The organism is Dyella ginsengisoli LA-4 (genome assembly GCF_000334915.1).
GTDB classification, from domain to species: Bacteria; Pseudomonadota; Gammaproteobacteria; order Xanthomonadales; family Rhodanobacteraceae; genus Dyella_A; species Dyella_A ginsengisoli_A.
The window spans coordinates 21,268-41,466 of record NZ_AMSF01000010.1 but is presented as its reverse complement, the minus strand read 5'-3'; the positions used below and the strand labels follow the sequence as shown (position 1 = coordinate 41,466).

Sequence of the window (20,199 nt, the reverse complement as noted above, 5' to 3'; positions counted from 1 at the left end):
GCCGGCGATCCCGGCGCGGCCCTTTTTTGCTCAGGCGCCGACGCGCTGGCGCACGGCGTCCATGTCGCGGATCGGCCGCACCTCGATCGCGCCGGTGCGCGACCAGGGGAAGCTCTGTGCGATACGCACCGCCTCGTCCATGTCGGCCGCCTCGATCAGGTTGAAGCCGGCCAGGTACTCGCGGGTCTCGGCGAACGGGCCGTCGAACACCGCCGTCTTGCCGTCGCGCACGCGCACGGTGCGCGCGGTCACCGGATGCTCCAGCTGCTGCGAGCCGAGCAGGCTGCCCTCGGCCGCCAGCTCGTCGGCGTGACGGAAACACCCCTGCATCATCTGGTCGAACTGGCCCGAGGGCAGTTCGCCGAGCAGCTGGTCGTCGCTGTAGATCATCACCAGGAACTTCATGCCGACCTCACCGTCCGTGCACCGGAAATGGAAAGGGGGACACCTTAGCCGGTGTCCCCCTTTCCCTGCACGCTGCGGTGGCGGTCAGATCGCCAGCCAGACGTACAGGTAGGTGGTGTTGTTGTCGCTGGCGCTGCGGCCGGCACCATCCACGTTGTGCACGCGTCCGGCGAAGCGGGTGTAGAAGGTGTACTCGAGGCCGACGCGCACGTTCGCCCACGGCTGCTCCCACGAGTCGGACTCGCCGAACGGATTCCAGTCGGCCTCGATCGTGCCGCCGCGGGTGTCCGGCTTGCCGGCATCCCCGTAGAGGATCGTGTCGCTGCGGCCGTTGTCGGCGAACAGGTCCAGCGTGGCGCCCCAGGTATTGCGGTACCAGTAGCTGCCGTCCAGGTTGAGCGCGTCGAGGCGACCGTTGAGGTTGCTCGATCCGCCCGAGCCGTAGGTGGCGTCGAGCTTCTGGCGCTCGTCGACGTACAGGGCGTTGACGGTGACCAGGTGATCGCTGCCGAAGGCGCGCTGGTAGCTGGCGTCCACACCGAGGTCGTCGAAGCGGTCGGACGGCCCGGCCAGGGCCACCGCGTCACCTGCGGCGTTGGTGCCCGGCAGGCCACGGCGGGCGTGCAGGTAGAAGCCACCCACCTCGAGGTTTCCGGCCGGCAGATTCCAGGTGTAGGCCGCCCGCGCATACGGCGCGGTCGAGGCGAGGCGACCGTCGAAGTCCGCGTTCACGTCACGCAGGAACGAAGGCGACAGCGAACGGTAGGCACCGACCTCGCCGTACCACTTGCCGTCCAGCTGCAGGTAGCCGTTGACGCCGATCACCTGGCCGCCGAGTCCGCCGAACAGCATCGGCATCGCCGGTGCACCGGGGGCCAGGTCGGCGCCCATGTACGGGAACTGCCAGGCCGGCGCGGTGTTGAACACGTCGGTGACGGTCGGGTTGTTGTTGAGCGAGACGCCCCAGATCGCGTTGTGCGCGCCGGAGGTGAAGCTGTTGGCGTAGCGCACGTCCATGTTGTCCCAGCCCAGCAGCCCGCCGTTTTCCTCGTAGGTCGCCTGGGCGAACACGCCCACATGCTCGCTGACGCGCCCGGCAAGGAACACCGAGGCCTGTTGCAGCTCAGCGTTGTTGTTGCGGCTGAAGCCGTCGGCCGGCGGGTCGGTCTGCGCCTTCGCGGTGTGCGTGAAGGACTCGACCAGCATCGCCGACAGCGGCACGTCGGGGCCGTCGCCGGTCTTCATGGTGTAGCCCATCAGCTTGAACTGGCGACCGAAGCTGGTGAGCTGCGGACCGAAGCCGCCGATGTGGCAGGCACTGCACGGCAGCTTGGTCTGGCGGGCGAAAGACGGTACTGCGTCGACCCGGCTGGCCGCCATGCCGAACATGGCCACGACCAGTCCGAGCAGCGCGAGGCCGCCACCTGCGCGCAACACGCGCTTGCCCCTTCCGGGAGACACAGCTTTCATTTTGGAATCCTCCAGGCATCACCGCCCCTGTTTGGCGGCCTTGGAGGAAGCATCGACCTGCGCGACCGGATCCGAATTGACTCGCGTCAACACGCATTCGCGTTCGCACGATAGTGCGTTCCTGGGGCGTGGCGGAACGCCACAGCCCCAGGGACACCCGAGATCAACGTTCGCCGATGTCGCTGCGATCGACCACGCCGCCCTTCATCACGAAGTCGACATGCTCGAGCGCGCTGACGTCCTTGAGCGGATCGGCCTTCACCGCGACGAGGTCGGCATACAGGCCCGGCTTGATCGCGCCCACGCGGTCGCGCCAGCCGAGCAGGTCGGCGGCATTCCAGGTAGCGGACTGGATCGCCTGCATCGGCGTCATGCCCCACTGCACCATCTTGGCGAACTGCTTGCCGTTCCAGCCGTGCGGATACACGCCGGCATCGGTGGCGAAGGCCATCTTCTCGCCGGCCTCAACCGCCTTGCGGAAGTTCTCCCGCTGCACGCGGCCAACCAGCTTCTCCTTGGCGATCTGCGCCGGCGGCGTGCCGAGTTTGGCGTACTCGGCCAGGATGTAGTCGTCGTTGTAGATGTCGAAGTCGAGATAGGTGCCGCGCGCCTTGGCCATCTTCAGGCCCTCGGCGTCGATGAAGCTGCAGTGCTCGACCGAATCGACGCCGGCGCGGATCGCCATCTTGATCGCCTCGGCGCCGTGCGCGTGCGCCGCCACCTTCTTGCCCCAGCGGTGCGCCTCGTCGACGATCGCGTCCATCTCCGCCTGGGTGTACTGCGGCGCGCCCACCGAGGCCTCGTTGCTGAGCACGCCGGCGCTGGCCATGAACTTGATCACGTCGGCACCGCGCTTGACGTCCTCGCGCACGCGGGCGCGCACCGCGCCCACCCCATCGGCCACGCCGGTGGGACCCTCGAAGCGGATATCCGGCGAGAAACCGGTGGTGTCGTCGGCGTGGCCGCCGGTGGAGCCCAGCGGCACGGTGGCCACCAGCATGCGCGGGCCGGGAATCAGCCCGCGGTCGATCGCGTTGCGCAGCGACACGTCGACGTAGCCCGGCGCGCCGACGTTGCGCACGGTGGTGAAGCCTGCATCGAGCGTGCGCTTGGCCAGCGTCGGCGCGATCACCGCGTCGTCGATCACGTCCAGCGTGAGGGCGTCCTGGTAGTAGTTGCCGGTGCCGGTGGTCGGGTCGGAAGTGAGGTGCACGTGCACGTCGATCAGGCCAGGCAGCAGCGTGGCGTCGCCCAGATCGATCAGCTTCGCGCCCGCCGGCACGTCGGTGCCCTCGTTGACCGCGGTGATCCGCTCGCCCTGCACCAGCACCACCACCGGGCCTCGCTCGCGGCCGGACTCGGCGTCGATCCAGTGTGCGGCCCTCACCGCAGTCAGCGGCGCGGCAGGCGCAGCGTCGCGGGCAAGAGCCTGACCGGCCAGCGCAACAAGGACGGCGCCGCAGAGCAGGCGCGGGACGAAAGACGGACGCTTGGACATCGAGGGCTCCCCCTGGGTGGAATGGCCCGCCGAATGTACCGGCAGCCCGCATGACTGGGCAGCCCGACGTTCGGCGCATGCGCCGCTACACTTCTGCACCTGCCGCAGGAGATCGTCCATGGCCGAGCGCCGCTTCGACCGCTATCACGTCCGTTCGGGCGCCACCCTCGAAGGGTCGCGCTACACCGCCTGGCTGGCGGTCACCCCGCTGGCCGGCGGGTTCCCGGTGTACTACGCGATCTGCGAGAACCGCAGCTTCCGCGACCCGGACAAGGCCGAGGCCGCCGCCGAAAGGGCGCTGGCAGACCTGTCCGGGCTGGAGGAGGACGGCACCCCGCGGTTCCCCGACGACTACACCGGCTTCGACGACACCCCGGGCGAGCCGGGCTGACCGCTCAACCGGCGTCGCAGGCCGGGCGCAGGTTAACGCCCAGCGCCGTGGCCACCTCGCGCATCGGCTCGGCCTCGTCGGTGCGGGTGATCCAGCCGGCCCAGGCCGCGCCCGGCGACTCGTAGGTCCACACCGTGTAGCCGCGTTCGAGCAGGCGGTCGTAGGCGATCCCCAGCAGGTCGGGCACCTCGTGGGCGTCGAGGAAATCCTCGTCATCGGGGTCGCCGCCCCAGTCGATCGACAGATTCCAGCGCGCGGCCAGCTCGTCCAGCGCCTGCATCAGGGTGGTCGCGTCGTCGACGCGGAAGCCGGCACTCCAGTCGATCACCTCGCCGATCGTTTCCAGCGGATCGGCGAGGCCGTCGGACTCGGCCTGCACGTCGCGCCAGGTGGCGAAGTGGCGCAGCGCGGTGTCCTCGTCGCCCGGGTTGACCAGCAGCAGCAGCTGCCACACGCGCGCTTCCAGCGAGTCGTCGGAATCGTCGGCCGGATCGTCGTCGAACTCGTGCATGGCGGTGCTGCCGGCGGTGCGCGATGCGCGCGGGATGCGCATGTTGGCGCGAACGCCCGCGCGAGGAAAGCCGTTCAGCCGCCGCGATCCAGCGCCCGCTGCGCGTACAGGCGACGGTCCGCCTCGGCCAGACCCTCGTCCAGGGACACTTCGCCACCGAAGTTGGCCGCGCCCAGGGTGAAGCCGATCGGTGCCGTCGCCCGGTCCCGGTCGATCCGCAGCATCGCCTCGGCGGTCACTTCGTCGTCGGCGTCGCGCAGCAGCATGAGGAATTCGTCGCCGCCCAGGCGCACCACGGCGTCCCCTGCGCGCACGTGGCTCTTCAGGAAGTGCGCCATCTCCTGCAGCACTTCGTCGCCGCGCTGGTGGCCATAGGTATCGTTGACCTGCTTGAAGTGGTCCAGGTCCACCGTGATACAGCCCCAGCGGCGCGACGGACCGGCCTCCAGCTCGGCCAGGTAGCGCCGGTTGTAGCAGCCGGTCAGCGCGTCGTGCACCGACCACTCGCGCAGTTGCTGCTCCATCTCGAAGCGCTCGGTGATGTCCTGGGCGTGGCCGAGGATGTAAGGCTCGTCCGCCTCGTCGTCGAGCACGTTGTGGTACTGCCACATGAGGTGTCGCCCGTCCTTGGCCAGCAGCTCCATCACGCCGCTGTCGCTGCTGGTGGTGATGATCCGCAGCAGGTAGTCGCGGAACGCGGGGCGGCGCGATTCGGGCATGAAGTCGGAAAGCGGCCGGCCCAGCAACTCGCCCACCGAGTATCCGAGGGCGCGCGCCGCGGCCGGGTTCACCGACAGCAGCACGCCCTCGTGGTCATGCGTGCAGATCAGGCCCGGGCTGTACTGGAACATCTGGCGGAAACGGCGCTCGCTGGTTTCCAGCGCGGTCGTCACCTGGCGCCGGATGCTGATGTCCTGGATCGCGCCGACCAGCCGGTGCGGCTGGCCGTCGTCGAGGTATTCCACCCGTCCCATGGCGCGCACCCACAGCTTGCGTCCGGTCGCCGTCACCAGCGGCAGCTCCAGATCCCAGTCGCCACCCTCGCGTCGGGCGCGCTCGATCGCCTGCACCAGCCGTTGCCGCGCCTCGGCCGGATAGAAAGCCAATGCCTGCTCGAGCGACGGCGGGGTTCCGACCGGCAGATCGTGCAGGTGGAACGTCTGCGGGGACCAGCGCAGCACATTGCTGGAAAGATCCAACGACCATCCGCCGACCTGCGCCAGGCGACCGGTGCGCTCGAGCAGCACCTCCCGCTCGAGCGAATCCAGTCGCAGCTGCAGGGCCTCGGACGCCACCCTGGCCAGCGACTGAAGCAGCTCGCGCTGGGATGCGTTGAGCGTACGGGGCTGGCGATCCACCGCACACAGCGCACCAAGCCGCGAGCCGTCGTCCAGGGTGATCGGCGCTCCCGCGTAGAAGCGGATGCCGCCCGGGCAGCTGACCATGGGGTTGTCGGCGAAGCGGGGGTCATGCCGCGCGTCGGGCACCTCGAGCACGGCGTCGCCGAGAATGGCGTGCGCGCAGAGCGCCTCGCTGCGCGGACGGCTGGCGCCGACCTCCACGCCGACGCCGGCCTTGGTCCACTGGCGGTCCGCGTCGATCAGGTTTACCGCGGCGATCGGGGTGCCCAGGGCAGCAGCAGCTGCCTGGGCCAGGCCATCGAAAAGTGCCTCCGGCGCGGTGTCCAGCACCGAGAGCGTCCGCAGTCTGGCCAGACGCCGGGCTTCGGTTTCCGGATCGGGAGCGATCATGGGCGGACTCCAGCTCAACCGCGGGAAATCATGCCTCCACCCGGATGAGCGGTTCGTGAGGCGCTGAGAATTTTACGAACTCAGAGCGGATCGGGATGCACGGCCAGGAATTCGCGCAGGAACGCCTGCCGCGCCGCGCCACGGTCCACCTCGGTACGGGTGTCCACATCGATCGTCTGCCGCAGCAGGCCGCCGTGCGAGGCGGCGACCGCAGGCCACCGCGGCAGGCCTGCGCCGTTGGGATCCCCGTGCGCGATGAAATTCGCGAAGTAGTCCTGCATGGTGCGCGACACGGCCCGGTCCGCCGGCGTCCATGCGTAGACGTGGTTGCCGTCCAGGTTGCCCAGCGCGTACTCGATCTCGCCGCTGTGCACGGCACCGCTGTCCGACTGCTCGCCCGCCTGCGGGTCGCGCTTGGCCGGGCGCGGATGGGCGTAGTAGTAGAAGTACACCGGCGCGGCGCTGTGCGCGCGCTGCAGCTCCATCCAGCGCCAGGTGCTGTGCGCGATGAACAGGTCGCCAGCCAGCGCGGTGGCCGAACGCATCACCTCGTCGCGGGTGGCGCCCGGGTACAGCCGCAGCGCCTCGTCCGCGCGATCGCCGAACAGCCGCATCAACGCAGCACGATAGTTCGCCGGAGTGGGCGGCTCGTTCTTCAGCACCGCGGTGTAGAAACCCTCCTGCGAGTTGGAACCCAGAAGCAGCGGCACCTGCGCCTGCGCCCCGCGGGCAAACGTGTCCACCGGCGGCTCGTCGAGGAACAGGCCATCGACGTCGGGCGCGAAACCGGGCGCCGGCACGGCCTGCAGACCGCTCGCCTGCAGCAGCGCCTGCGCCGGCATGGCCCGCAGCGCCGCCAGCGAACCGGCACCGACCTGCTTCATGAAAGCCGCGCCCGTGGCCTCTGCCTGCGTCCGCCCCTGCGGCGCGATGGGGGCGATCAAGGCGCCGCTCTCGCCGATCGCGCCGACGATCAGGTTCCTGCTCAGCGGCGAGACCATGAGCGCACTCACCGAGATCGAGCCGGCCGATTCCCCGCCGATGGTGATATGCGCTGGATCGCCGCCGAACTGCGCGATATTGGCGCGCACCCAGCGCAACGCGGCAGCCTGGTCGAGCAGCCCGTAATTGCCGGTGGCGTGCTGCGGCGATTCGGCCGCGAGCGACGACGTGGCCAGGAATCCGAACACGCCCAGGCGATAGTTCACCGTGACCGTGACCAGGCCCTTCGCCGCAAGGCTGGCACCGTCGTAGCGCGGCTCCGAGCCGTCGCCGGCGAGATAGCCGCCGCCGTAGAAATACACCAGCACCGGACGCTTTCCGTTGCCGCGGTCGGCCGGCGCCCAGACGTTCAGATAGAGGCAGTCTTCGCTCATGCCGCGCGAGCGGAACACCATGTCGCCGAACAGCGGCAACTGCATGCAGCGCGGCCCGAAACCGGTTGCGTCGCGCACGCCCTGCCACGGTGACGACGGCTGCGGCGGCTTCCAGCGCAGCGGTCCGACGGGCGGAGCGGCGTAGGGAATGCCCTGGAATTCCTGCAGCGCCACGCCATCGACGGTGACCCGTTTGCCCGCCAGGGTGCCGCCTGAAACCCGGGCGTGCGGCGCCGATACAACGGCCGCCTGCACCGCGCCGGCCGTGAGTGTCAGCGCCGCAACGGCGAACAGGAACGACGACCGGCGGCAACGCCGCAGCAGGGACGAACGTGGCATCGGCGGATCTCCATGGAAGACGGACGGCAGGCGTCCAAGCCTAGAACAGGCCGCACCGGCCATCCAATGCGCGGAACGGCCGTCCGCGCGATGGCTGCCGTGCGTCGCTCAACCGCCCAGCGCCGCCTCGACGGCAGCCAGGGCATGCAGGCGCGTGGTGTCGAACAGCGGCACGCTGGCATCGTCCGCGTCGACCAGCAGGCCGATCTCGGTGCAGCCGAGGATCACGCCCTGCGCACCGCGCGACACCAGACCGGCCATGACCTGGCGAAAGCGTGCACGCGAAGACGGTTCGAATCGACCGGCGCACAGCTCCTGGTAGATCACCCGATGCACCTCCTCCCGCTCTGCGGGAGGCGGCACCAGCACGTCGAGACCATGCGCGGCAAGGCGATCGACGTAGAACGCCTGCTCCATCGTGAAGCGCGTACCGAGCAGCCCCACGCGCGCGATGTCCGCCGCCCGCACCGCCCGCGCCGTGGCATCTCCCACATGCAGCAGGGGAATGCCGATCGCCGCCTCCACTGCCGGGGCGACCCGGTGCATGGTGTTGGCGCCGATCAACAGCAGGTCGGCTCCGGCCGTCTCCAGACCCCGCGCTGCGGACGCGAGCTGGCGTCCGGCAGCCTCCCAGTCACCGCTGCGCTGCAACGCTTCGATCTCGGCGAAATCCACACTGTGCAGCAGCAACCTGGCCGAGTGCAGGCCGCCCAGCCGCTGCTTCACGGCCTCGTTGATCAGGCGGTAGTAGGGGACGGTCGATTCCCAGCTCATGCCGCCCAGCAGTCCGATCGTCTTCATGGTTGTCACGGTTGTGTCCCGGATGACGGTAAAAGGCGAAGGTGCAGCGCAGCGCCATCGGCGTCGCGTAGCGCACGGTTGCCTGACATGATCGGGGCCGGCGCCGGCCCGGTCCAATCCACCGGGCGGACAGCGTGGACACGACGCTGCGAGAATGTCCCTCGATGCCCCTTCGACCGCCGGATTCCATGGAACGCCCGACCCTGGCACCTTCGACCTCCCTGCGTCAGATCGCACAACGCCTCGCCAACGAACGGCTCGACCGGGTGGTGGCAGGTTACGGCGAGCGGCAGGCAAGCCTGCGCCGCGTCGGCTTCCTGGTGCTGGTCTCGCTGTGGACCGTGTGGTGGGCCCGCTACGCCGGCCCGCCGAGCCAGGGCAACACCTTGCCGCTGGAAGCCGCCCGGCTGCTGCCCTGGGTTCCCCTGCTGCTGTGGCTGGCGATCGCCTGGGCGGTGGGCATGAGGCAAGGGTGGATTCCCGACGGCGACCGTGTCGATACCGCCGGCGCCATCGCCAACGTGCTGGGCATCGGCCTGATGCTGCACCTGGCCTGGAACATTTCGATCTCGATGATCGCGGTGCTGCCATTCACCACCATCCTGGTCGGCGCCCGACTGGGGCGACGGGCATTCCTGGCCTGCATGGCCAGCACCGTACTGGTGGTGGGCCTGGCCGCACCGCCCGGCTATTGGGCGGTGCGACCGGCATTCATCCCGTTCGCGCTGCTGCTGCTATGCGGCCTGCCGATGACGGTGAACCGGCTGCTCGCCCTGCTGGCCGAAGTGTCCCAATCGGCCATCGCCTCGCGCGACGCCCAGGGCCGCTTCCTGGCGACGATGAGCCATGAGCTGCGCACGCCGCTCAACACGGTGATCCATGCCTCTTCGTTGATCGACTCCGAACACCTGTCCGTGGACGATCGCGCGAGCCTGCGGGCGGTGCAGGTCAACGCCCGTTCGCTGCTGCAGAGGGTGAACGACGTGCTCGACGTGGCCGCCCTGAACGCGGGCCGCTTCGGTCTGGCGCGCGAGCCGTTCGATCTGCGCCAGGTCGTTCGGCAGGCCTTCGAGATGATGAAGCCGCTGGCCGACCGCAGAGAGCTCGCCATCACGCTGCACGACGACAGTCCGGCGGGGCTGCTGGCCGTCGGCGATGCCGGTCGCCTCGAGCAGGTGCTGACCAACCTGCTCGGCAACGCCATCAAGTTCACGCCCGAAGGGGGGCGCGTGTCGCTGCATGCGTCGTGCACGGATCGGCAGATCACGCTCGAGGTTGCCGACAGCGGACCCGGCATACCGGCCGCGGACCGGGCACGGATCTTCGATCCCTTCGTGCAGGTCAGCTACGGTCACGCGCGCCGCGAGGATGGCGTCGGCCTCGGCTTGCACATCGTGCAGGGCTTCGCACGCCACAGCGGCGGCACGATAAGCGTGCGCGATCGCGAGGGCGGCGGCAGCGTGTTCCGCCTGGAGCTGCCACTGGAACGCGCACCGACCGGCACGCCACTGCCAGGCGACGCGGACGTGCTCCAACTGCTCGAAGACCACCGTCGCCGATTTCCGCCGCGGCACTGCCTGGTGGTGGACGACAACGAGGCCAACCGGCAGGTGGTCACCCGACTGCTGGAGCGCGCCGGCCACGTGGTCTCGACCGCACGCAGCGGCAACGAGGTGATCGCCCGGCTGCAGCATGGCGACACGTTCGACCTGCTGCTGCTCGACGTGCATATGCCAGGCATGTCCGGACTCGACGTGCTGGCTGCCCTGGCCAAGGCGCAGGCGGGCCCGCGACCGCGACTGGTCATGCTCAGTGCCGACTCGGACGCCGAGGTGGTGCAGCGTGCCCTCGCGATGGGGGCGTCGGGCTACCTGACCAAGCCGATCGCGCTCGACCGCTTGCTGGCGGCGGTCGGCGATGCCGGACCGGCGGCCGGGACGACGGCGACGTCCGGGGCCGGAGTCGCGACCGGGCGCATCTCGATCGACCTGCTGCGGACCCTTGCACCCTCCGACGAGGTGCGCAACTACATCCGTCTCGGCCACCGCGAGCTGTCACGGCTGGATCGGGTGCTGGAAGAGAGCAACGGCCGCGGCGACACCGCCGACCTGCTTCACGAGATGAAGAACGTCTTTCTGGCGATCGGCGACGACGATGGCGAAGCGCTATGCACCGGCCTGCGCGATGCAGTCCGGTCGGGCAAGGGCGAAGCGGCAGCCAGAGCCCGACTGCAAAAGCATGTCCGCCACGTACTGGACGACCTCTGGCGACAATGGGAGTCGATCAGCCCCTGAGCATGTGGCGGCGGAAGCTTCCGTCGGGCCGCACCTCCAGTACCTCGCCCTCGGAACGCCAGTCGGCCAGCACCACGCGCTCGCCGCTTCCGCCATCGAGTGCCACGCTGTGGGCGGCGGGCCGATGCGTGTGGCCATGGATCAGTCGCACCGCACCATGGTCGTGCATGCAGTCACGGACCGCCGCCTCGTTCACATCGGTCAGCACACCATCCTCGGCAAGCCGGCGCTGCTGTCCGTCCATGCTCTCCTGCCGCAGTTGTCGCGCCAGTCCGCGACGGGCCTCGAGCGGCATCGCCAGAATCTGGGCCTGCCAGGCGGGATCGCGCGAGCGGGCCCGGAACGCCTGATAGTCCAGGTCGTCGGTGCAGAGCGCGTCGCCGTGGCACAGGACCGTGGCGACCCCGCCCAGGTCCAGCGGCAGCGACTCCGGCAACAGGATCATCCCGGCACGGGCGGCGAATGCCTCGCCCAGCAGGAAATCGCGGTTGCCGTGCTGGAAAAAGATGCGCACACCGGCATCGCCGGCACGCCGCAGCGCGTCGACCACCGGCACGAGCCAGGGCGCATCGTCGTCGTCGCCGATCCAGGCCTCGAAGATGTCGCCCAGAAGAAACAGCTCGTCGACGCGGCCCGGGCAGTCGGCCAGAAATCGCTGGAAGATCGCCGTCAGCTCCGGCCGACCCGCATCCAGGTGCAGGTCGGACATGAGGAAAGCTCGGGGGATATTCATTCGGGGCGCATGGATGACCATCGCGCCATTGTGCCCTGTCGGGGGCGGCCGGCCGGCTTCACGGGCGGGAGCCGTCGCAGGACGGCTCCTGGAGCAGCCCTTACCAGGTGGCAGGCACCCGATCCAACGACCAGCGCTGCAGCTTGGCGTGCTCTTCGGCGATCACCAGCTCGGCGACGAACGAGTCCGCGTCGCGCTGCGTGGTGAAGACCATGACCTCTTCGTCCGCATCGCTGTCGTAGACGATGAAACCGTTCTTGCTGTCGCGCACTTCCAGCATGGCCGTCCGCTCCGCACAGAATAGAAAGGACGCCCGGGGCCGGGCGTCAAGAGAAGGGCAACGGGGGTGGTTGCCCCACCACGAAGAATCGCGCTTACATCCTGCCCAGGGCTTCCGCATCATCCGCTGTGCTGGCCGCCCGGCCGTCCTGGTCCAGGTAGGTGCTATCCACGGAGCATGCTACTGCGGAAAGCCTCGGCCAATAGGCCAAAAGGATGATGCCGTGTAGGCGCAAGCCGACACCCTGCGCTCCCCGCCGATCGTCCCGGGCGTGACGACTCGCGCCGCAGCGGCCTCGCCGACAGAACCTCCCGATTTTCGGAACCGCGCGGGCCGCTCATGGTCCAGGTTTTGCTTGTGACCTGACCTCCATTCGAGGCGCGCCCTCTCATGTCCGACTGAAGCCAACCGCACGACAGCCCCGACCCGGCCGTCTGCGAGACCCTGCTGGAGTCGACCCGCGCCATGCCCTGGAAGATCGACTGGGCGACGGCGACGTTCGGCTATATCGGCCCGCAGATCGAAGAACCGCTCGGATGGGAACCCTCCGGCTGGAAGACCGTGGAGGACTGGGCCATGCGCATGCACCCGGACGAACGGGCATGGGCGGTGGACTTCAGCGTGGCGCAGTCCAGGGCGAGGGGCGAGGGGCGATCACGAGGCGGATTACCGTGCGCTTACCAGGGACGGTCGCTACGTGTGGATCCGGGACGTCGTGCACGTGGTCCGCGACGGGCAGGGTGAAGTCGAAGCGCCGGTCGGATTCTTGTTCGACATCAGCGGGCGCAAGAAGACCGGGCAGAAGCTGCTCGAGTTGCAACGCGAACTCGAAAGGCTGTCGTTCGAGGACGGCCTGACGGGCGTGGGCAATCGTCGTCAATTCGAGAACGCGCTCGAACGCGAGTGGCAACAGGCGCGCGAGAGCCGGCATCCGCTGCCGGTGGCGATGATCGATATCGACCACTTCAAGCGGTACAACGACCGCTATGGCCATGTCGCCGGCGAGAATTGCCTGCGTCGCGTCGGCCGACTGCTGGATACCGCCACCGGCCGCCCGCGCGATTTCCTCGGGCGTTTCGGCGGCGAGGAATTCGTGCTGGTGCTGCCGGATACGGATGCGGATTCGGCGCTGCGGGTCGCCGAATCCTGCGGTGATGCCATCGCCGCCGAGGCGATTGCCCACAGCGCCTCACCGGTGGCCGGGGTGCCTACCGTGAGCATGGGCGTGGGCCCCCGCATCCCGGACGACAACGAGCCGCCACTGAGCTTCATCGCCGAGGTGGACCGCTCGCTCTACCTGGCCAAGCAGCGTGGCCGCAACCGGATCGTTGCCGGCTCGCACACCGGCTGATCTGCGTTCGGACCGGACCGGGACGGGTCAACGATCCCGGTCCCGAGCCGAATCAGTGTGCCGGCGGCTTGCTCGACACGGGCTCGGCGTGCAGCTTTTTCCGTTCGAAGTCGATCAACAGTTGATTGGCCATGCGGTAGTTCTTGGATACCAGCGCCTGCTGGATCATCCCCGAAACCTCCTTGTCGCTACGCCCTTCCAGCGGCGGATGGCTCAACAGCGTCGAGCTGTCCGCACGGTAGGTGTTGGCGACGGTGGTGGCCATCTCGGGCGAAAGGCCGAGCTTCTCCCATTCCTTGGCGAGGCTCTTGCGTGCAGTGGTGAGGGAGATCATTCCGGACTTCCACGCCTGGTCATTTCCAAACCGGAAAGACTCCTCGCGCGATACCGTCGCACGTCGATTCGCATCCTCCAGCGCCCTCTGGGCGGCCATTCCCTGATTACTCGCTTCCTGGCCCACGACGACTCCGCAAGCCCCCAGCAAAACCACTGCCACCAACGGTTTCCAGTAATTCATGCGTTTTCCTCCCCGGTGCGAATGGTGCCGCAAGCATCGGCAACCGGATCGCAAGTTAGCACGATACGGCGATCACTCCCTCCCGACGTCCGGAGGGCATCTGGCCGGGTCAATCCGATGCGGGGCGCACGGCATCCGCCAGAAGGACGGCCTGCAGGGATACCTCCTTGCCCGCGTCCAGGACCTGCCGACCGACCTCGCGGAAGCCCAGGCGGGCATGGAAACGTGAAGAGGCTGGATTGGGTGGCGCGAGGTCGAACTCGCAGGTGACCCGGGCCACCTCGAGTGATGCCGCATGATCGAAAGCATCCCGGTAGAGCGCTGCGCCCAGGCCCAGGCTCTGCGCTTCGGCAGCGACCACGATGCGGTCGATGTAGAGAAAACGGGGATAGCGCGCGGCGAACCAGCGGTAGTTGGGGCTGTCGTAGTCCGCGCCCTCACCCATCGCGAGCAGGAAGGCGAGGACCCGCCCCTGTTCCTCCGCCACCCGGTACAGCGTGGCCTGGGCGACCAGATGCGCCAGCCGCCCGTCGTCCAGCGGACTCAGTACCGAGACGAATGCGTGGTTGAGGGCAAGAACGGCAGGGGCGTCATCGGCCGTGCCATCGCGAAGGATCATGGCTTCCACCACGGGGTCGGGCAGGCGATTGTGCCCATTGCGCTGGCCTGTTCGCCAGCTCGGCGAGAGACCGGCCCACGGCCGGGCGGGTCGCCGGCCCATCGACGGAAACGCAGGGCAACGCAGGCAGCGGGCGTGCCGGCAGATCACGTGGCCATGCCGCCGCCGCGGACCGCTGCCCACCCGCTGCAAGCAATCACGCACGCCCCGGCAGGATAGCCGGGCGCGCGGGCCTGTCAGAAGCTCGAACCGGGCTCGGCCAGAAAGGCCAGTTCCTCCTCGCTCGAGGTCCGTCCGAGGATCGCGTTGCGATGGGGATAACGGCCAAAACGGTCGATGATCGCCTTGTGCCGCAGCTCGAACTCCAGGTTGCGCGGCGGCGCGTGCTCGCGGAACAGCCGCTCGGCTTCGATATGGATCGCCACCGACTCGCTGTGCATGAACGGCATCAGCACAAAGCAGCGTTCGTCCGGAGACAGGGCGGCCAGGGTGTCGTTGGCGACCGCCTCCTGGGCCAGCACCAGGGCCACGGTGTCCTGCGCGAATGCTGCAGGCGTGCCGCGGTGGATATTCCGCGAAAACTGGTCCAGCACCAGGATCTCCGCCAGGCGTCCGCGCGGCCGGTCCCGCCAGCTCCATAGCTCGCCACGCGCGGCCTGCTGCAGCACCCGGGCGAAACGACGGCGCACCTGATCGTCGAAATCCGCGGCGGCGGTCCACCAGGCAGGCTCACCCGCCTCGGCGAACCAGAACGCCAGTACCTGCTCCACCATGCCCTGCGCTCCCTCGAAATGCCCATGCCGGGGATGGTGCCATGGCTTTCCGGCGGAGGACTCGACGCACCGGCGACACCGGGAGCGGGAACGACCGGATGACCGCGCTTCGCCGGGCAAGCCCGCGGCACGACACCCCGGAGGCCGTCCCTCCCCTTGTCGATAGCCCCCTGCGCTCAGCCCAGCGCGAAATCGATCGCCGCACACACCGCGGCGACCTGGGCATCGTTGCACTGCTGCGGTGTAGCACGCGGACTGTCCGGGTACACCTCGGTAGTGGTGGTGTAACGGGCATCGGTGATGCCCGCGCAGAGTCCGAGCTGCTTCAGTGCGTAGTTGATGACACCAGGAGCCACGACCGGCGATCCGATGATCTCTCCGCGCTCGTCGGCCGGCGCGATGTGGGTGACCTTCTCGACCGCCGCGATGATCGCCTGCTGGAAGGCCGGCTGCGGGTTCTCGGTATCGCCCACCAGGTAGAAACCGTCGGGAATCTCGCCCGGCTCCAAGTCCACGCCATCGCGCGCCGCCAACGCGGGCCGGAACTCGGACTCGTCGCTGTCGGTGGTCTCGTGCAGGTCGATGTGCAGCAGCGCGCTTTCGCTGTAAGGCGCCAGCAGGCGCCACAGTGCGGCCGACTCGCCGGCCGGACTGTCGGCCCTGAACGAGCGGTTCGGGTCGATCGCGTCCGGGTTCCAGCGATGGATCCGCTCGTACGCCCAGGGACTGACGCACGGCGCGACCAGCAGGTTCGCCCGTCCGGCGTAGCGGGCCGCCTCGCGCTCGAGAAACTGCAGCGCACCATGCACACCGCTGGTCTCGTAGCCGTGCACGCCGCCGGTAACCAGGACGGTCGGCAGGTTGTCGCGCCAGTCCGGGCTGCGCACCGCGAACAGCGTATAGCTGTCCGCGGCGTAGTCGAGCCGTCCGTATTCACTCACGTCGAAACGCTCGCGCAAGCGATCGATCACCCGGAGTACGTCCTCCGCGTAGCTGCGGCGGCGCTGCTGTCCGGCACGCCAGGCGGCTACTTCCGCCGGCCCCCAGGGGGTTCCGGGCGTGCCGATCGGATAGGGGACCTGATGCGTCGTCACGTTCTGCACTCCTGCGTTCGATGCCGTCGGAAAAGGGCGGCCACTCTATCACCCGACCGCTGCCGCGCCGGGCGGACGCATCACCCGCTTGAGCACTCAAATGCGAATAGATATCATTTGCAAAACATGTCCCCGCGCCCCATCCAAGGAATCCCGTGTTCAGGAACTTCATGCACCGCTACGGCACGCCGCTCACGGTCGGGCTCTTCTTCGTATCCGCGGTCTCCGGCGTGGCACTGTTCTTCCACTGGTCCTCGGCCACTTTCCACAGCATGCACGAATGGCTGAGCATGCTGCTGCTGGCGCCGTTCGCCCTGCACATGATCAAGAACTGGAAGCCGCTGCTGGCCTATGCCAGGCGCCGGACACTGCTGGTTCCACTGGTGCTCTCGCTGGTCGTGGCCGTGCCTTTCGCGCTGTCCGCGGGCAAGGGGCGCGCCGGCAATCCGGCGTTCCAGACGGTCGCCCTGATGACCCGCGCCTCGCTGGACGACCTCGCACCGATCGTCCGCGTGCCGGCACCCGACCTGCTCCGGCAGCTGCAGGCACGCGGCTACAAGGCGACCTCGACCCGCGACACGCCCAGCGATATCGCCAGCGCTTCGGCCGTGACTGCCAACGAGGTGTTGTTCGCGCTGATGCCGGCACGCAAGGCGGCGGCAGAACGCAAATAGCCGCCGCCCTTCCGTCCCCGGCTCGCCCTAGAATCGTCGCTCCGAACGATGAGCCGGGGCGCAGCACTGTGGAATCGACCGACCGCCGCATACGCAGCATCGTCATCGTGGGAGGCGGCACCGCCGGCTGGATGACCGCCGCCGCGCTGGCCCAGGCACTGCAGGGCAGTTGCCGGATCGAGCTGGTGGAGTCCGAGCAGATCGGCACCATCGGCGTGGGCGAGGCGACCATTCCGCCGATCAAGCTGTTCAACCAGACGCTGGGCATCGACGAGAACGCTTTCCTCGCCGCGACCCAGGGCACGTTCAAGCTCGGCATCGAGTTCGTCGGCTGGGGCCGCGCCGGGCACCGCTATTTCCATCCGTTCGGCCAGATCGGCGCCGAGTTCGACAAGGTGCCGCTGCATCACTACTGGCTGCGCGAGCGCTCGCGCGGCGACACGTCCGCACTGGAGGACCATTCGCTGGCCTGGGTCGCCGCGCGCGACGGCAAGTTCACCCTGCCCTCGACCGACCGCCGCCAGGTGCTCTCCACGCTGGACTACGCCTACCAGTTCGACGCCGGCCTGTATGCGGCCTTCCTGCGCCGCTACGCCGAGGCACGCGGCGTGCGGCGCACCGAGGGCCGCATCGTCTGCACCGACCTGCGTCCCGACGACGGCTTCATCGAACGCGTCCGGCTCGATGGCGGCGCGGCGATCGAGGGCGACCTGTTCATCGACTGCTCCGGCTTCCGCGGCCTGCTGATCGAGGAGGCCCTGCACACCGGCTACGAGGACTGGCGCCACTGGCTGCCATGCGACCGCGCGGTGGCGGTGGCCTGCGAACACGACGACACGTTCGCGCCGTACACGCGCTCCACTGCCCATGAAGCGGGTTGGCAGTGGCGCATCCCGCTGCAGCACCGGGTCGGCAACGGCCACGTGTACTGCAGCGCCTTCACCGACGAGGACACCGCCACCCGCGTGCTGCTGGAAAACCTCACCGGCAAGCCGCGGGGTACCCCGCGGCCGCTGCGCTTCACCACCGGGCGGCGACGCCGCTTCTGGCACCGCAACTGCGTGGCGATCGGCCTTTCCGCGGGTTTCCTGGAACCGCTGGAGTCCACCAGCATCCACCTGATCCAGACCGCCATCACGCGCCTGCTGGCGCTGTTCCCGGATCGCGACTTCGACGCGGTGACCACGGCCGAATTCAACCGCCTGACCGGCGCCGAATACGAGCGCATCCGGGACTTCCTGATCCTGCACTACCATGCCAACACCCGCGACGAGCCGATGTGGCGCCACGTGGCGACGATGGAGATCCCCGAGCCGCTCGCCTACAAGCTGGCGCACTTCCGCGGCCACGGGCGGCTGGTGGCCGAGAGCCTGGAGCTGTTCCAGAACCCGAACTGGCTGGCGGTGATGGTCGGCCAGGAGGTGTGGCCGGAACGCCACGACCCTCTCGCCGACCTGCGCACCGGGGTCGACGCCGCCAGCCGCCTGGCGAGCCTGCGGCAGGTGATCGCCGAAGTCGCCGCGGCGATGCCGACGCAGCGCGAGTACATCGACCGCCACTGCCGCGCCCAGGTGGCCGAAGCGACAATGGAGCCATGATGCCGCGGGTCCCGCGGAGTCGCTTCCTCCTCGCGGTACTGGTCTGGATGGCGGCCACTACCTGTCCCGTGCGCGGCCAGGACGCCCGCAATGAAGACGCCATACACGCCATGCAGGCGCGCTGGCACCTTCCCGACGACAACCTTCGCGGCATGCCACACGACGGTCGCGGACAGGGCATGTTCGACAGTCGCGAACTGCCCGGCGGACCGCTGCCCCGGCGTATCGGGATAGCGAACGCGAACCTGCGCGATGCCTACTGCCATGCCTCCGAGGTGCTCGTCGGGCGCGCCATCGATAGCCACGGCTTCGCCACACCGTCCAACGGCGCGGTGCTGACCCGCACGACATTCGCGGTGCAAGAGTGGCTGAGGCCTGCGGCGTGGCGCAGCCCCGGCGCCACCGTGCGGGTCTGGCGGGTCGGCGGAACCGTGCAGACACCAGGGCATACGCTTTCATACGCCTACGGCGACCAACAGCCCTACCTCCCCGGGCACGACTACCTTCTGTTTCTGCGCGCGCTGGTGCCCGGTGACGGCCTGGATTTCGAGGGTGACGAGGCCGAAACGATCGGCATGCGTCAGGGCCTGATCATCCGGGCCGCCGCGCTCTGGACGGGCATACGGACCCCGATGTCCACGCAGGCGCTGCGCGCGAAGATCGACTCGCTGCTGGACATCGCGCCGTGCAAGCGCCCGGGATGATCCAGGAGCGCCGTCGTGCGATGGCGGGGAGACTGGCACCCGCCATCGCATGTTTCCCCACCTGACTTACTTGCCGCCCTGCGACTGCGCCGGCAGCTGCTCGAGGCTGAAGCTCAGGCTGGTGATCTTCGCGTCCAGGCCCTTCACCACGTCCGGGGTCAGGTCGTTGCTGACGTTGCCGCCGAGCACCGCATCGCGGTTCAGCAGCAGGCCGCAGGCGTGGCTCTTGTAGGTCGATGCCACGATCGGCTCGGCCTGCTGGCCGATGCGCTGCATGATCTTCGAACGGGTCAGCTGGATGCGCTCGTTGAGCTCGCCGGCCTTCTGCTGGAACTCCTGCATGCGCTTCTGCAGCGCCTCGCCCTGCTGCTTGCGCTGTGCCTCGGCCAGCTTCGGCGCGTCCTGCTGGAACTTCTGGATGTCGCTCTGCAATGGCCCGCGCTCGTTGCCGAGCTGGTTCTGCGCCTGCTCGGCCAGCTGCTTGAGGCGCTCGCTGGCGGCCTGCCCGACTTTCGACTGGGCGAACACCGCCTCGCGCGAAATCATGCACAGGCCCGGGATCGGCTTGCCACCCAGGGTTTCGTCGGCGTGCGCGACAGAGAGCGGCGCCAGCGTGAGCGTGGCGGCGGTGAACAACGAGGCGAGGAGCAGAGTGCGGTGCAGGGTCATGGTGAGTCCGGAGTTGGAGGGGTAAAGATGCATGGACGTCGACAGCGGCCGTAGGTTCCCGCGGATGAGGCGGCTACCCTGGCTGGCGTGCGGTCAGTCCGTTTTTTCGAGTGCCTTGCGGTGCGGATGCCCGGCCGGGCCATCCGGCGGATAGTGATACCAGTCCTGGTGCGGCGATGCCTGCTTGCAGGCCAGACACTGGGTGCGGGACCAGAAATGCCCGCATCCCGGGCAACATCCGGCGGTCCAGAACGTGTTCCAGCGCGTGCCACAGCCCGCCCCCGGCTCGGAGGATGTACACATCCACCGCGAGTCGACACTTGGCTCCCAGCGGCACAGCGGGCAATGAAT

General features: G+C 68.7%; 20 protein-coding genes. 6 read left to right on the top strand and 14 right to left on the bottom strand.

Translation table 11 applies throughout. From position 1 onward, the window contains the following. Positions 1 to 30 precede the first annotated feature (30 nt). From C693_RS0101640 to C693_RS0101630, 3 genes are all read right to left on the bottom strand, one after another. Positions 31 to 405 carry a YciI family protein gene (locus C693_RS0101640; protein ID WP_017460505.1) on the bottom strand — a complete coding sequence of 125 codons (375 nt, stop codon included), beginning with the start codon at positions 403 to 405 and terminating at the stop codon, positions 31 to 33. 84 nt (positions 406 to 489) lie between these two features. Further along, complete coding sequence (locus C693_RS0101635; protein ID WP_241762611.1) at positions 490 to 1,875, bottom strand: cytochrome C; 1,386 nt, start codon at positions 1,873 to 1,875, stop codon at positions 490 to 492. 163 nt (positions 1,876 to 2,038) lie between these two features. Then, positions 2,039 to 3,373, bottom strand: a complete 1,335-nt coding sequence (locus C693_RS0101630) for a metal-dependent hydrolase family protein (protein ID WP_017460503.1) — start codon at positions 3,371 to 3,373, stop codon at positions 2,039 to 2,041. A 118-nt stretch (positions 3,374 to 3,491) separates the two neighbouring features. Between C693_RS0101630 and C693_RS0101625 the strand changes: the two genes are divergently transcribed. Further along, positions 3,492 to 3,764 (top strand): hypothetical protein, encoded by a 273-nt coding sequence (locus C693_RS0101625; RefSeq protein ID WP_017460502.1) that lies wholly within the window; start codon positions 3,492 to 3,494, stop codon positions 3,762 to 3,764. Positions 3,765 to 3,768: 4 nt separating this feature from the next. Here the strand turns inward: C693_RS0101625 and C693_RS0101620 are convergent, their stop codons facing one another. From C693_RS0101620 to C693_RS0101605, 4 genes are all read right to left on the bottom strand, one after another. Further along, positions 3,769 to 4,317: a DUF6630 family protein gene (locus tag C693_RS0101620; RefSeq protein WP_017460501.1), complete on the bottom strand. Its 549-nt coding sequence runs from the start codon at positions 4,315 to 4,317 to the stop codon at positions 3,769 to 3,771. Positions 4,318 to 4,349: 32 nt separating this feature from the next. After that, positions 4,350 to 6,026, bottom strand: coding sequence for a diguanylate cyclase (locus C693_RS0101615; protein ID WP_017460500.1), 1,677 nt, complete (start codon positions 6,024 to 6,026; stop codon positions 4,350 to 4,352). A gap of 80 nt (positions 6,027 to 6,106) precedes the next feature. Next, positions 6,107 to 7,741, bottom strand: a complete 1,635-nt coding sequence (locus tag C693_RS0101610; RefSeq protein ID WP_017460499.1) for a carboxylesterase/lipase family protein — start codon at positions 7,739 to 7,741, stop codon at positions 6,107 to 6,109. Between the two features lie 108 nt (positions 7,742 to 7,849). Next, positions 7,850 to 8,542, bottom strand: coding sequence for an aspartate/glutamate racemase family protein (locus C693_RS0101605; protein WP_017460498.1), 693 nt, complete (start codon positions 8,540 to 8,542; stop codon positions 7,850 to 7,852). A 188-nt stretch (positions 8,543 to 8,730) separates the two neighbouring features. On the opposite strand from C693_RS0101605, the gene C693_RS20845 reads away from it, so the two are divergent. Further along, positions 8,731 to 10,836: a hybrid sensor histidine kinase/response regulator gene (locus C693_RS20845; protein WP_017460497.1), complete on the top strand. Its 2,106-nt coding sequence runs from the start codon at positions 8,731 to 8,733 to the stop codon at positions 10,834 to 10,836. Here C693_RS20845 and C693_RS0101595 read toward each other — a convergent pair. Both C693_RS0101595 and C693_RS0101590 read right to left on the bottom strand, forming a co-directional pair. Next, complete coding sequence (locus tag C693_RS0101595) at positions 10,826 to 11,545, bottom strand: UDP-2,3-diacylglucosamine diphosphatase (protein WP_017460496.1); 720 nt, start codon at positions 11,543 to 11,545, stop codon at positions 10,826 to 10,828. The two genes, C693_RS20845 and C693_RS0101595, sit on opposite strands and share 11 nt — an antisense overlap. Before the next feature lie 124 nt (positions 11,546 to 11,669). After that, entirely contained in the window at positions 11,670 to 11,849 is a 180-nt protein-coding gene (locus tag C693_RS0101590) for a hypothetical protein (protein WP_017460495.1), read from the bottom strand. Positions 11,850 to 12,546: 697 nt separating this feature from the next. Between C693_RS0101590 and C693_RS20840 the strand changes: the two genes are divergently transcribed. After that, a complete protein-coding gene (locus tag C693_RS20840) occupies positions 12,547 to 13,200 on the top strand; it encodes a GGDEF domain-containing protein (RefSeq protein ID WP_017460494.1) in 654 nt (217 codons plus the stop codon). 52 nt (positions 13,201 to 13,252) lie between these two features. Here C693_RS20840 and C693_RS23520 read toward each other — a convergent pair whose 3' ends face one another. From C693_RS23520 to C693_RS0101565, 4 genes are all read right to left on the bottom strand, one after another. Then, on the bottom strand, positions 13,253 to 13,717 hold the full coding sequence (locus tag C693_RS23520; RefSeq protein WP_157798534.1) for a hypothetical protein: 465 nt from the start codon (positions 13,715 to 13,717) through the stop codon (positions 13,253 to 13,255). Positions 13,718 to 13,826: 109 nt separating this feature from the next. Then, positions 13,827 to 14,336, bottom strand: a complete 510-nt coding sequence (locus C693_RS0101575) for a GNAT family N-acetyltransferase (RefSeq protein WP_017460492.1) — start codon at positions 14,334 to 14,336, stop codon at positions 13,827 to 13,829. Between the two features lie 236 nt (positions 14,337 to 14,572). Beyond that, a complete protein-coding gene (locus C693_RS0101570) occupies positions 14,573 to 15,109 on the bottom strand; it encodes a DUF924 family protein (protein WP_017460491.1) in 537 nt (178 codons plus the stop codon). A 176-nt stretch (positions 15,110 to 15,285) separates the two neighbouring features. After that, positions 15,286 to 16,212: a M14 family metallopeptidase gene (locus tag C693_RS0101565; protein ID WP_017460490.1), complete on the bottom strand. Its 927-nt coding sequence runs from the start codon at positions 16,210 to 16,212 to the stop codon at positions 15,286 to 15,288. A 146-nt stretch (positions 16,213 to 16,358) separates the two neighbouring features. Here C693_RS0101565 and C693_RS0101560 point away from each other — a divergent pair, with 146 nt between their 5' ends. The 3 genes from C693_RS0101560 to C693_RS0101550 all read left to right on the top strand — a co-directional run bounded on the left by C693_RS0101560 (position 16,359) and on the right by C693_RS0101550 (position 19,179). Beyond that, complete coding sequence (locus tag C693_RS0101560; protein ID WP_241762610.1) at positions 16,359 to 16,877, top strand: DUF4405 domain-containing protein; 519 nt, start codon at positions 16,359 to 16,361, stop codon at positions 16,875 to 16,877. A 68-nt stretch (positions 16,878 to 16,945) separates the two neighbouring features. Continuing rightward, on the top strand, positions 16,946 to 18,475 hold the full coding sequence (locus C693_RS0101555) for a tryptophan halogenase family protein (RefSeq protein WP_017460488.1): 1,530 nt from the start codon (positions 16,946 to 16,948) through the stop codon (positions 18,473 to 18,475). Between the two features lie 179 nt (positions 18,476 to 18,654). After that, on the top strand, positions 18,655 to 19,179 hold the full coding sequence (locus C693_RS0101550; protein WP_198506816.1) for a hypothetical protein: 525 nt from the start codon (positions 18,655 to 18,657) through the stop codon (positions 19,177 to 19,179). Positions 19,180 to 19,245: 66 nt separating this feature from the next. On the opposite strand, the gene C693_RS0101545 is transcribed toward C693_RS0101550, so the two are convergent. Continuing rightward, a complete protein-coding gene (locus C693_RS0101545) occupies positions 19,246 to 19,848 on the bottom strand; it encodes an OmpH family outer membrane protein (RefSeq protein WP_017460486.1) in 603 nt (200 codons plus the stop codon). Positions 19,849 to 20,199: the final 351 nt, after the last annotated feature.